We start from the raw sequence: 13,910 nt of genomic DNA on the forward strand, positions 1-13,910 counted from the left end.
CACTTACAAATATCTATCCTCTCGTTTTATGAATTTCGTTATGACATTTCTTACATACGACTAATGTTTTTCTCTGCTTTGCGATCATCATCATTTCCCAATATGTTTTACCTTTTAAGTTTTTCACCTTATTGATATGATGAATTTCAAATTTCGTATCAGGATGATTATCTCCACAGAGTTCACATTCTTTTGCATTCAATCTTTGTTCTAAATCTGTTTTCCCTTGATATACATAAAGGTTAGGTTTTGTATCAATATCTTTTTTGTGGCTAACTTTTCGTTTAGTAAAACCGTCTTTATAGAAATAAGCTATTCTTTCTCCATGTTTCGTTTGATACTTTATCCCCCAGTACTTGCCTTGTTTGTATTTTGTTTTCATCTTGGCAACTGTGGATTTGTATTTATTGGCGAGTGTTTTCAAACAGCTATATTCCATGACGTATCTTAACTGCCACATTTTTTTTGATACATTTTCAGCTAAGGAATAGTAATTATATAAACCTCTTAACTCGGCATTGTAAGTTTCCACTATTTCTAAATCTGATAGACCTAGAAGTCTCGGTCTGTGAAGCATATCCCATTGCTTCGCATCGATATCTTTGACCATCTTTCTATCCACAATGACTCTTTCTATCGTTCCTTTTGGTATCCGTAGTTGTACGTAACCACGATACGTTCTTTTTGCCACATTGTTCTTGTCTTTTGCTACCGCTAAATCACGACTTATACTAATGTCGTATCCTAAAAATTTTGCGGATTTTGTACTATGTGTAATAAGAGTCTTTTCTTCCGACATTTCTAGTTCAAGTTTCTCACTTAGGAACTTGCTAATCACACTTTTTATGTGTTGACAATCTTCCTTGCTCCCATTTACCCCTATGAGGAAGTCATCTGCATACCTTACATATTTAAGACTTTTATACTCCTCATTATTAGGTTCGTAGTAGGACAGGTTTAGACGCTTCTTCTTGTTCTCCTTATATTCCTGTATCATCATTTCTCTCATTGCTTTATCACTTGTCATATCAATTTTTTTCTTGAGTCTTTGGTTTCTCATATCATATTTACGATATTCCGTATTACGTTTACGCTTCTTTGGCTTTCCTTGGTCAAAATTTTGTTTCAGTTCATTTATCACGAAATGATCAAGCTCATTCAGATATATATTCGCTAAGATTGGACTAACAATCCCACCTTGTGGTGTTCCACTATATGTGTTGTTGTACCTCCAATCTTCCAGATACCCCGCTCTTAGGAATTTCCATATGAGCCGAATAAAGCGTTCATCACTTATCTTCTTGCGAAGTATATTGATGAGCACATGATGGTTTATGTTATCGAAGAATCCTTTTATGTCCCCTTCGATAAACCAGTTGACCGCAGTAAACGTATTTTTGATTTGAATAAGAGCCGAGTGACAACTATGTTTTTCTCTAAAACCATGAGAGAACTCTGAAAATGTTGGTTCGTATATTGCCTCTAGTATCATCCTGCATACTTCTTGAACGATTCTGTCGGTGAAAGTTGGGATACCAAGTGGTCTTGTTTGACCATTACTCTTTGGGATATTTACTCTTCTTACTGGTTTTGGCTGATACGTTTCATCCTTCAATGAAGAGATAATGGACTCTATCTTTTCATCTCCAAAACCATCTGCCGTTTCTTCATCTATTCCTTTTGTCGCACTACCTTTATTTTTGTATATCTTTGTATAGGCTTTCATATAGAACTCTTTGTTGTACATGCTTCTGTACAACCTGTCATAACGGCAATTTTCCTTGTTAGCTTGTTTGGATAGATTGTATAATACAACTTCCGAATTTTGCATAGAGCATTTCGCTCCTTTCATCATTGTTTATACTTTGTAAGCTGTCCCCCTTCGCCATGTAATGGGCTTTCCCCATCTCGGACTACTACGAGGACTCCGTTACCATATTGGATATTCAGTACCTTTGTACATAGCCTTTATTGGCGTTCCAACTTAGGTAATCCCCATTTAGTATGTTGCATACAGGCTCGATAAGTTGTCGGAAAGAACGTTCATCCTTTTCCCATATCTATGGGTGCGTCCATCCTATTCATTCAGAAACTAGGTCAGCGCATCAATCTAGTACGCTTCCCCATGCTTTAACGTCTCTATTTATGACGTAAAGCAGGACAGATTCTAGGTTTCAAACGGTTTCCTAGACGGGAAACATTGCCCCGCTCAGACTGTTCTTCAAGCAGTTTAGCCTTCTTCCTCATACTCATCTTTTATACCTTGCCACTCAGTCGTAACCTTTCCGTTTAGGTTAACTCGTGACTTTCCCGACATGCTACACTCCCTCTTTGGTTTCCCGCAGAGATAAGTCGGCTGGTATTTTAACCGTTTCTGTAGTTAATTCACCGCCTAATGGTGAAATATGCAACACCCTTATGGGCGCACGATCGACTGCTTCACGTCACCAACCATGAACAAGTTTCCTTCACTCTCAGAATCTTTCGTTACGAATTTAATAATCGATTCTTGTACGAAGTTCGTATCTTGATATTCATCGACTAGTACTTCAGCAAATTTATTACGATATTGTAAAGCTACTGCTGATGGCTTCATTTCACCTTCTTCACTTTGCTCGCTTAAAATTTGTAAACAGAAATGCTCTAAATCTGTAAAGTCGACCATTCCTTTATCTCGCTTAATAGCTTGGAAACGATCTGTAAATACTTTTACAAGCTGAACGAGTTTTTCTAATACAGGATGCATATCTTGGAAATCCCGCAAGAAACTTTCTGGCCTACGGCTAAATAGTTCTTCTTGTAATTTCTTCACTTCATCTTTCGCTTTATTACGAAGAGAATCTACTTGTTTTACAACATCTTCGTTATAATCACTTTTCTTAATACGCTTTAACGTTTGCCAAGATACATTTTGCATCGCTTCATAAACGCTTGTCCACGATTCACGAGCTGCGCTTGATAACGTTTTAAGTAAAGCTAAATCTGTTTGTAAAGTTTCAACGCGCGGTGCTGGACCGTCAGGAAGCATCGCAAGTTCCATCGCTTTACGAATATGCCCTTCCGCTGTGTCAAGCTGGAATTTTACATCTTCTAATAAGTAAGAAGCGTACACTAAATCTTCTATCGTTTTTCCTTCAATGTCATATGCTTCTACTAATTTATCAAGCCACTTCTCTGGATTTGGGTGTGCTCTTGATTCTGTATGAAGCGCTAAAATCATACGTTGTAAGTCATCATCGCTACGATCGCTCGTATAACGATCAACAAGTTCAAAGAATATCGTATTATCTTCTATTCCATACTCTTCTTCTAATATGTCATCTAGTACTTCTTCTTTTAATAACTCATTTTCTGTTTGATTCGCAATGCGGAAGCGAGGATCGACATCAAGCATGTAATAATATCCTCTAATCACTTGTAAACAAAATGAGTGGATAGTTGAAATGGAAGCTTTATTTAATAAGCTAAGCTGTTTTCTTATATGCTGTGAGCCTGGCTCATCAATTAATACTTTTTCTAACGCTTCCCCAATTCGGTTTTTCATCTCTTGCGCCGCTGCATTCGTAAATGTTACAACGAGCAGGCGGTCGACATCGACTGGATTTTCCTCGTTAATAATCTTTTTAATAATACGTTCAACTAGTACCGCTGTTTTCCCTGATCCAGCTGCGGCTGCAACTAAAATATCACGTCCGTTCGCTACAACTGCTTTCCACTGATCATCTGTCCATTGACTACCTTCTGGTTTTTCAGGCCAATTTTCTATCATTCTCCGCCAATCTCCTCTCTTATTTTCTCCATCGCTTCACTATCTTTCATATCTTTTAACGTACGGAATTGATTATCTTCAAGTGACTCATCAAATTGACAAACAGATTTGAAGTTACAGAACGTACATGCCGCTTTATTCCCCATTTTATACGGCGCAATATCGATAACACCTTCTGTAATGTCTTTCCCGATATTTTCAAACGTATGGTGTACATATTTTTGAAGTACGTTAAACTCTTGCTCACTTGCAATGCTAGAACGCGCACTAAAACTACCGTCTTTTTTCAACCCAGCAGAAATAATATCAGAGCTTCCTGTTGTAAGTTTGTTATCCATTAAACGAACAACATCAGCATCTCCTAGCACGAGCCCTTTCATTTTAAATTTCTTTAAAATTTCTTTTTCAATTTCTTCTTCAGATGCGTCACCTTTCATCTCAACGATCGGGTTATGAATATGGAAGTACAGTACGCCCGCAGGTGATGCAGTACCACCCTTTTTCATCCACGTATTCGCATTTGAAATAACGACATCTAAATACGTTAACATTTGAAGTGCTAATCCGTAATACACTTCCGTTAAGTCTAACGCTTTCGAACTTGATTTATAATCAATAATACGAAGGAACGTTCCGCTCTCATCTTCCGCCTTATCAACACGATCAATACGGCCAACAACTTCCATCTTCACACCATTTGGCAACGCGAATTCCATTGGCGGAAGTGATCCAGTACCGCCCATACCGAACGGCACTTCTAAATCAACTGGTACAAAGCCACTCGACTTCGCGTGTTCACGAAGAATAAGCGAAGTACGGAAAATGATTTGTTGTAGTTTTTGTTTTAAATAGAAATGACGGTTTGAACTTAATAAAATTTGTCTTTGTAGTAACGGCGCAATTTCTTCTATTACTAAAACAGAAAGATGCTCACACTCTTTTATTGATAAATCCGCCCACGTACGGTTTTCACGTAATAGCTTGTCTGCAATTCTCTTCAGGGCTGCATGGAATAGTTCACCAATATCTGGCGCATCAAGTTTGAAAATATCACGCTCTCTTAGCGATAAACCGTGCTGCGCAAAATGAGCGTACGCACAGCGATTAAATAATTCCATACGAGAGACGCTTCCTTTTATTTTATCTCCATATAAATCTATACTTACAGATGTGCTTAACTTCTGTGCACGATTTCGGTAAAACAGACTTGATAATACACGGCTACTTTTTTGCTTCCATTCATCTGAAGTAACGTAGAAGTTATATACGTCCCACCAAAAATCTAAATTGCCTTCAAATCCGTATCGCTTCCACGTTTGCAGTTGCTGCATTACATATGATAACGTCACTTCTGGCGTTGCTACGTATGAGATTTGTTCCGAACGAGATAAGTCATTTACGTCATTCGTTATAAACGATTCTTTCACATCAGGGAACATTCTTTTTATTTTCTTAATAAAGCTAGAAGCAAGTAACGTCTTTCCTTCTTCATCTGCAAGTGGACAAGAAATGTATAATTTCTCAGATGCTCTCGTCACCATTTGGTACATGACGAACTGTTCTTCTAATAAAGTTTGTCTCGTTGTTGGTGCTAATTCGATACCTGCAGCGCTAAGAATATCTCTTTCTTCATCAGAAAGCATGCCTTCATCCATAGGTGCTGCTGGAATCACCCCTTCATTTACTCCAATAATGAATGTCGCTTTAATATCTGATAATCTAGAACGATCGATATTGGCAACTAATACTTGATCTAACGACGGCGGAATGTTTGCGAATTGAAGCGCTTCAAGACCTGTCGACATTACGTCCGTAAACATAGCGAGTGACATTTTCTCTTCACCAAGCATCTCAACGAACGTATCAAGAAGACTCATCACTTCTTCCCATACTTGCTCATGGTCTGTCGCAAATAAGAAATCTCCACTTTCTTCTGCACGAATACGTAATTCCTCTAGTTTTTTCGGAACGTCAAGCTCCTCTAAAAATAAGTACACAGCTTCGCACATTTGCATAACTGTTCCGGCACGCTTCAGTCTTTTTTGCATGCGAATAACTGGCGTTCTTACAACGTCACGAAGTCGATTTATTTTCTCTTCCATTTCACGTTCACTATCTGTTATTGTCCCGCTTGTATCATCAAGAGAACGGTAACGTCGATACATCCACGGCTCCTCAGAAGTCCACCTCTTTCCTTGTACACCGTATGCTAAACAGTAGTTTTCAAACTCATCCATCTCTTCACGCATCGCTTCTTTTCTTACGTCTAGTGGATATAAAAGTTCTGTTTTAATGCAGCGAAACACCGCATCATAGCGCCAATTTCCGCTAATAATTTCTAATGCAGAACGAATGCATTCTACTAACGGATGGTGTGACATCGGGCGTTTTTCATCGATGAAATGCGGGATGCTATAATCCATAAATAATGTTCGCAATACATCGTAATAACTTTCTCCGTTACGAAGAAGTACTGCGATATCTCGGTAACGATAATCTTCATCCGCTACAAGTCTTCGAATTTCACGTGCAACGCCTTCTACTTCAGCTCGTAAATTAGCTGCTGTACTGATCGTTACACTCGCTTCTCCGTGAAACTTTTCATTTGGACGTGCTTCGTAATGCGTTTCTAAATGCGCTAATGCCGGAGAATGAAACCGCGGCTGTTCCATAAGTGGAACCGTTTTTTCAATTTCTATTTTCTCTTCACGTGCTACTTGTTTTACTTTTTCATACGTTAACGTCGTTTCATAAAATAAATCGAGCTCATTTACTGGCTGTGCTAACGTTTTTTCATCTATCGTTAATGTTATTGTTACTCTAGTCCCTAATCTCATTAATCCTCTAACAATTTCTAGCTCTTGAGGAGAAAATGAATGGAATCCATCTATATAAATTTCCGCACCATTTACATAGTCAGACTGCGGAAGTTTTTCTACAAGCAACTGTAAATAATCTTCTGAATCTAAATATTTTCCAATTAAAGCTCGTTCAAAATCATCATATAAAAGCTGAAGATCGTATACTTTATTCGCTAGTAGTTTTTGCTCTGCACTACTGCTGTGCGCATCTAATTGTTGCCACATTTCATATACGTTAGATGGCGTCACGTTATAACGTTTAAACTCCGCAATCATGCTACCAAGGTGTTCAAAGAAACCGTTTTGCTCTGCTGCTTTTTGAAACACGGATAGTCCATCTTTACGCGACTCTACAATTTTGCGAAGTAACATATGCACACCCGCTTCATCAATATGAAGACGACTTGCACCACCCACTTCTTGCAAAACCTTCCACGCTAACCTTGAAAAACTAAAAACTTGTGCCCGAATAGAACCTCTTACATCTTCACTTCCTATTAACGCTTGTTGCGCTTGGAATGTCATTTGCTCTGGCACAAGATATAAGATTGTTTTACCTCTTGGGCGCTGCTTTAACTCTGTTTGCACTTCATGTAAACAAAGCGTGCTTTTTCCACTTCCAGCTCTACCAATTACAAATCGAAGTGACATGCAATTCCCCACCTTTCATTCACATAACGAACGTTAGTTTGCTATTATCATTTTATTATAGGACAATAAAAAAGACAAACAGCGGCTGCTTGTCTTTTTATTTCCTACGTTAGGATACATCATTTCATTAACCTTTTGAAAAATTCGTTTGCAAATCACGAATCGGCCAATATCGTAAATCTACTTTACCGACAACAGTATCTGCTTTCACAAAACCAAACTGTCTACTATCCCAGCTACCGAGGCGGTTATCACCAAGTACAAAAATATATCCCTTTGGCACAACCTTTTCTCTCGTTAATTCTTCTAGCGTAAAATCTCCCGTCAGCTGATGCCCTTCCGCTTGCTGCTTATATGTTTCCAAATAAGGTTCATCCATAAACTTTCCATTTACATACAGCTTATCATGCTTATATTCAATTTGATCGCCTGGTAAACCAATAATTCGCTTTACATAATCTTCTTGTTTATTCGCATGAAATACAACAACATCAAATCTGTTCAATTCCCCGACTTGATAGCTAACTTTATTGACAACAAGCATATTCCCATCTTGAAGTGTCGGCATCATTGACTTCCCCTCTACAACATACGTTGAGAAGAAAAACGTTCGAAAAAAAACAGCTAATAGCACACCTATAAAGATTGTTCTCATCCACTCTAGGCTTTCTTTTCTCAAAGCTCGCTTCATCTGCCTCTCCCCTCACCTTTTTCGATAATGAAGATGTATTTACAGTGAAGTCTAGTCTTAATGCAGTTCTAATTTCACTTCAATTTTCTTACCGATATACCATAAAATAAAGATAACACCTATGACAACAACTGTTTTCACAGGATTATGGATAAAAGAAGTTAAATCATGGCCGATATAACTTAGAATAAAAATCATTACTAGTTTCCCGAATGCTAACGCTAATCCAAATTGTTTTATACTAATACGCGATAAACCAGCGACTACATTAATAAGTGCAGACGGCGTAAACGGAAAACAAAATAGTACAAAAATAGGCGCGAATCCTTTTCTTTCAATCCATCCCATTGCACTTCGTACTTTCGCATGTTTATTTAAAAAGGAAAAAAAGCGACTCCGACCAAAACGACGAATAACAAAAAAAACAATTAACGCACCAAGAACTGAGCCGAACCATGAATAGAAAAAACCAAGCCATAAACCAAATGCAACGGCATTTGCCATTACAAACACTATGAGCGGCAATGCTGGGATAAGCGCCTCTACCATTGGTAATCCAATACCAAGAATCGGTCCAAACGCTCGGTAACTCTCGACAAGATGATCCATGTTTTCTACTGAGAAGTACTCTTTGATTGTTTGAAAATCCATTCTACGATTTACCCCTTTACTATCATTACTATCCCTACTTTATCACCGCTTAGCAAAAAGAGGAAATGGCAAATACGACATATGGAGATGTATTTATTTATTTTCCATACCTTTATGTAGAAATCCTTCATTATTATTGTGTGATAATCTATCATTATTTGACAGAATATTACATGTTAAGAAATGAAAAAAGGATGGTTCTCCATCCTTTTTACTTACTAGTCATCGTCATCTTCTTTCACAACATACACTTTTTCATAAGCAGGCTTCAATCTAGATTCATCTTCTTTAGCTACTTCTTTAAACCGAAGACTCCCCTGTTTATCTTTTCGATCCTCATATTCTGTCCGCAATTTTGCAGTACGATTTTGCTGATTTTCAAAACTACTCTTTGACATTTCTAATTTCACCGCAAGCCCATTAATAAATCGAATAATAAGATTACCGTCTGCTAGTTCTCTATTACTTACGATATGAAAATGGGATAACCACGCGCATTCCTTTCTAGAATAAGAATACGTAGGAAAGAAATACAGTTGATCTGTCGGACTAATTGCAATGGGTGCTTTGTGCGTAATACGTGTCAACTCTTTTGTACCTTCTTTTCTTCCTAAAAAACTAGATCCATGCTTGCGGCAGCTTCGTTCTACAATATCAAGAGGCTTTTGAAACATAAAAAAAGAATCTTCTACCTCAATCACTCGTGTCACAATGCTTTTTTCACCTAAAATAACTGGGAGTAAGGCCATAGTTTTCTTGTTTACGACATAGTTTTCGACATAGCGTTCAGCTCTGTCACCCATGCTATATTCACTCCTTCATTTTTTAATTCACATTAGCAGCTGCATGAATAATTGTATCATGTTCAAAATAAAATAATTGAAATTTTTCAAATGTTTTACATTTTCTTATAAAACTTTAAATTCCCATCACATTTCTTCATAAAAATATCTAAATAAAAGCACTTTATTGTTCTAGCTTAAACCTATATATCACTATGAAAAAATACCTTTTTGCTTTTTTGAAACATTTGTAACATAGTGAACTTTTACAAGGAGATACTACCATTTTTTCTTTATATTTTATTATTTGTTTTTTTGAATATAATGTAAACAATTAATATCATCATGTGAAAAAAACTTGCCAACATAAGTATTATGGATAAAGGATAAAATTTAGCGGCATATATAAAAAAATCTATTTGATAAATATCTTGATAATTTGACACCGATCCTTTGAAGTAATTTGTAAATTTCGCAGTATATTTCCATTCATCAGGATAGTCTATTAAATTACTACCTTGATACCAGCTTACTAAAGTTGAAACAATAAATAACATAAATGAACTACCTATATACGTCAATTAAAAAACCGACATAAAACCCCGCTTTTTAGGTGGGAGAGAGCATCTGGCCATACATAGAAGCGGTCAGGGCTTATTTCTGCCACATGCGAAGTAAAGACAGAAAGAACAAGCGAGTGTAGGCTACTTTTTCTTCTGCATAGCAGGGATTTAGATGTCGAAAAATTAAAATCATACACTTCACCTCCTGTTGTTGATATATCTAGCATTAACAGGAATTTCAAGAGGTAAACTGCAAGATGAAAATATTAAACAGCTAAATCACAGGAGTGGCTGAATAGTTACTACCTATGTTTATATAGTTAGAAATTAGTACAAAAAAAAGGATGGCTTAAGCCATCCTTTTTTTCATCATATACTATAAAATTATAATTTTACAACGTTTTTAGCTTGAGGTCCGCGGTTGCCATCTTCGATTTCGAAGCTAACTTTTTCGCCTTCTTCTAAAGATTTGAAACCTTCAGTTGTGATTGCAGAGAAGTGAACGAATACATCGTTTCCGCCTGGAACTTCGATGAAACCGAAACCTTTGTCGTTGTTAAACCATTTTACTTGTCCTGTTACTGTCATTATTATTTCCTCCTAAGAAAATAGAATTTTTTTAGTTTTCATACATAAAAAAAGAATCCACACATTATCAAATACGAAACATAAAACAGTTTTCACATACTTTTTCTCGTTCGTTTTCAGCACTTGATAATATATGGATTGCTTGATTTAGTTATTCAACTGAGTTCATCATAGCATATTTAAAATAGAATGTACAATATTTTTCCGAAAATGAAATTTTCTAATTTTTGGTATTCCTCATAAAGTAACGCATCCCTTCCTAATAAAAACTTTCACCAACGGGGCTTTTACAGACAATTATCTTCTTTTCCTTGATTTGCACCTCAAATAGCAGAATACATACAAAATAAAAACAGGTACCCTTAAAGGGCACCCGCTTCCTTACTTATTTCGTAAACTGCGCTTCTTCCGTAGAACCTTTCAGCGCTGTCGTAGATGAAGTCCCACCTGTAATCACTTGTGCTACTTCATCAAAGTAACCTGTTCCGACTTCGCGTTGATGACGCGTAGCAGAGTAGCCATACTCTTCTGCTGCAAATTCGGCCTGTTGTAATTCAGAATACGCTGCCATACCACGTTCTTTGTAACCGCGTGCTAATTCAAACATGCCGTAATTTAACGCATGGAATCCTGCAAGTGTTACAAACTGGAATTTGTAACCATATGATGCGATTTCTTTTTGGAAGTTTGCAATCGTTTTTTCATCTAATTTTTGTTTCCAGTTAAACGACGGTGAACAGTTATATGCAAGTAACTTTCCTGGATACTTCTCATGAATTGCTTCCGCAAAGCGTTTCGCATCTTCTAAATTTGGCTCAGATGTTTCACACCAAACAAGATCTGCGTACGGTGCATATGCTAAGCCGCGCGCAATCGCTTGATCGAGTCCCGCTTTTGTACGATAAAAACCTTCCGGCGTTCTTTCTCCTGTAATAAATTTTTGATCAACTGGATCGATGTCGCTCGTAATTAAATCTGCTGCATCTGCATCTGTTCTTGCTACAATTACTGTCGGCGTGCCCATTACATCCGCAGCTAAACGGGCAGAAATTAAATTACGTACCGCTGTTTGCGTTGGTAGTAATACTTTTCCACCTAAATGCCCACATTTCTTTTCTGAAGACAACTGATCTTCAAAATGCACACCTGATGCCCCTGCTTCAATCATTCCTTTCATTAATTCAAATACGTTTAATTGACCGCCAAATCCAGCTTCAGCATCTGCAACAATCGGTACGAAATAATCTATATCACCGCTGCCTTCCATATGCTGAATTTGATCTGCACGTTGCAATGTTTGATTAATTCTTTTTACAACAGCCGGCACACTGTTCGCTGGATATAAACTTTGGTCCGGATACATATGTCCAGATAAATTGGCATCAGCAGCTACTTGCCAACCACTTAAATAAATTGCTTTTAAACCTGCTTTCACTTGCTGCATTGCTTGATTTCCTGTTAATGCACCAAGCGCATTAATGTAGTCCTCTGTATGAAGCGATTGCCAAAGTTTCTCCGCACCGCGGCGCGCTAATGTATGTTCAATATCAATAGATCCTCGAAGACGAATAACATCTTCAGCAGAATAAGGACGTGTTACCCCTTTCCAACGCTCATCTAACTCCCAATTTTCTTGTAATTGCTGAATTCTTTCGTTTTTCATTTCTTCCATCCCCTTTTCTTTTTTATAAAATTTCATAACCTGGTAATGTTAAAAATGTTTCAAACTCATCATTGCGAACTAGATCAGTAAAGAGCTTTGTTGCTTCTAAGAATCTCCCTTTCTCAAATTGTTCTCTACCAACCTCTCGTTCTATTTTCGCTAATTCTTCCACTTTAAATTCTTCTACTAAAGCAAATGTAATCTTACGTCCATCATTCAGCTTCCCGCCCTCATGACGAATCCATTGCCAAACTTGCGCTCGTGAAATTTCTGCCGTTGCTGCATCCTCCATCAAATTATAAATAGGTGCTGCACCTCGGCCGCTTAACCACGATGCAATATATTGAATACCCACGCTAATATTCATACGAAGGCCATCTTCTGTAATCGTTCCCACCGGTACTTCTAACAAATCCTTTTCTGTCACATGAATTTCTTCACGTTTCCTAAAGATTTGATTCGATGTTTTCATAATGTGATCAAATACTTCCATTGCAACCGGTACAAGGCCCGGGTGAGCAACCCAAGTCCCATCATGTCCATCTAAAGCCTCACGTTCCTTATCAGCACGCACTTTTTCAAAAGCAATTTCATTTGCCTCGGGATCATTTTTAATTGGAATTTGCGCTGCCATTCCTCCAATTGCTGGTGCATTACGGCGATGACAAGTTTGAATGACTTTCAAAGAATACGCGCGCATAAACGGCGCTGTCATCGTAACTTGCGCCCTGTCTGGAAGTAAAAATGTATTATGATTACGAAAGCTTTTTAAAAAACTAAAAATATAATCCCAGCGTCCACAATTTAAACCAGCCGAATGGTCACGTAACTCATATAAAATTTCATCCATTTCAAAAGAAGCATGAATTGTCTCTAACAATACAGTCGCTTTAATCGTTCCATTTGGAATTCCGATATACTTCTGAGCAAACACGAAAACATCATTCCACAATCTAGCTTCTAAATAGCTTTCTATTTTCGGTAAGTAAAAATATGGCCCGCTTCCTTTCTCTAACAATGTTTTTGCATTATGGAAAAAGTACAAGCCAAAATCTACAAGGCTCCCTGACATCTTCTCTCCACTAACTTGCATATGTTTTTCCTCTAAATGCCATCCACGCGGGCGCACGACAAGTACAGCTGTTTTACTGTCAAGGCGATATTCCTTTCCGCTTGCGTTCTCGTATGAAATCGTTCCCCTAACAGCATCTCTTAAGTTAATCTGACCTTCTATTATATTTTTCCACGTTGGAGAATTAGAATCTTCAAAGTCTGCCATAAAAAGATGCGCTCCCGAATTTAAAGCATTAATTACCATCTTTCTATCTACTGGCCCTGTGATTTCGACACGCCGATCCTCTAAATCTCCTGGAAGCGGGGCAATCGTCCAATCTTCTTCGCGTATATGTGATGTTTCCGGTAAAAAGCTAGGAAACTCCCCTGCATCAATTCTTTTTTGTTTTTCCGCTCGTCTTTGCAGTAAATGTAAACGGCGCTCATTGAAATTCTCATGCAACTCTTTCAAAAAAGCGAGCGCTTCCGGTGTCAAAATTTCTCCATACGATGGTAATAATTCTCCAACGAGTGTCACCCGTGAAGTTTGCGTTGACATATTAGCATCTCCTTTTCTTAAACTGTTTTATAACAGATTTCATTTTATGATTTATATTATATAACAAATTTTCAGAAAA

Annotated in this window: 9 protein-coding genes and 1 pseudogene; all 10 read right to left on the reverse strand. The window is 37.6% G+C overall.

The window, feature by feature from the left end; genetic code table 11:
• Positions 1-13 precede the first annotated feature (13 nt).
• Positions 14-1,831 (reverse strand): group II intron reverse transcriptase/maturase, encoded by a 1,818-nt coding sequence (gene ltrA / locus COO03_RS13055; RefSeq protein ID WP_097897634.1) that lies wholly within the window; start codon positions 1,829-1,831, stop codon positions 14-16.
• Positions 1,832-2,422: 591 nt separating this feature from the next.
• Positions 2,423-3,769, reverse strand: a pseudogene (locus COO03_RS13060) (UvrD-helicase domain-containing protein); the annotation flags it as partial.
• Positions 3,766-7,281: a helicase-exonuclease AddAB subunit AddB gene (gene addB, locus COO03_RS13065; protein WP_097897595.1), complete on the reverse strand. Its 3,516-nt coding sequence runs from the start codon at positions 7,279-7,281 to the stop codon at positions 3,766-3,768. The gene addB and the pseudogene COO03_RS13060, both read right to left, overlap by 4 nt.
• A 127-nt stretch (positions 7,282-7,408) precedes the next feature.
• Positions 7,409-7,972, reverse strand: a complete 564-nt coding sequence (gene lepB / locus COO03_RS13070) for a signal peptidase I (RefSeq protein ID WP_097897596.1) — start codon at positions 7,970-7,972, stop codon at positions 7,409-7,411.
• A gap of 57 nt (positions 7,973-8,029) precedes the next feature.
• Positions 8,030-8,623, reverse strand: a complete 594-nt coding sequence (locus COO03_RS13075; protein ID WP_097897597.1) for a TVP38/TMEM64 family protein — start codon at positions 8,621-8,623, stop codon at positions 8,030-8,032.
• A 218-nt stretch (positions 8,624-8,841) separates the two neighbouring features.
• On the reverse strand, positions 8,842-9,426 hold the full coding sequence (locus tag COO03_RS13080; RefSeq protein ID WP_097897598.1) for a competence protein ComK: 585 nt from the start codon (positions 9,424-9,426) through the stop codon (positions 8,842-8,844).
• Positions 9,427-9,698: 272 nt separating this feature from the next.
• Positions 9,699-9,986: a YjdJ family protein gene (locus tag COO03_RS13085; RefSeq protein WP_255257297.1), complete on the reverse strand. Its 288-nt coding sequence runs from the start codon at positions 9,984-9,986 to the stop codon at positions 9,699-9,701.
• Positions 9,987-10,352: 366 nt separating this feature from the next.
• A complete protein-coding gene (locus tag COO03_RS13090) occupies positions 10,353-10,556 on the reverse strand; it encodes a cold-shock protein (RefSeq protein ID WP_097897600.1) in 204 nt (67 codons plus the stop codon).
• A gap of 385 nt (positions 10,557-10,941) precedes the next feature.
• Complete coding sequence (aceA, locus tag COO03_RS13095; protein WP_097897635.1) at positions 10,942-12,219, reverse strand: isocitrate lyase; 1,278 nt, start codon at positions 12,217-12,219, stop codon at positions 10,942-10,944.
• Between the two features lie 22 nt (positions 12,220-12,241).
• On the reverse strand, positions 12,242-13,831 hold the full coding sequence (gene aceB, locus COO03_RS13100; RefSeq protein WP_097897601.1) for a malate synthase A: 1,590 nt from the start codon (positions 13,829-13,831) through the stop codon (positions 12,242-12,244).
• Positions 13,832-13,910: the final 79 nt, after the last annotated feature.

Source organism: Bacillus sp. AFS098217, from assembly GCF_002551815.1.
In the GTDB taxonomy this organism is placed as follows: domain Bacteria; phylum Bacillota; class Bacilli; order Bacillales; family Bacillaceae_G; genus Bacillus_A.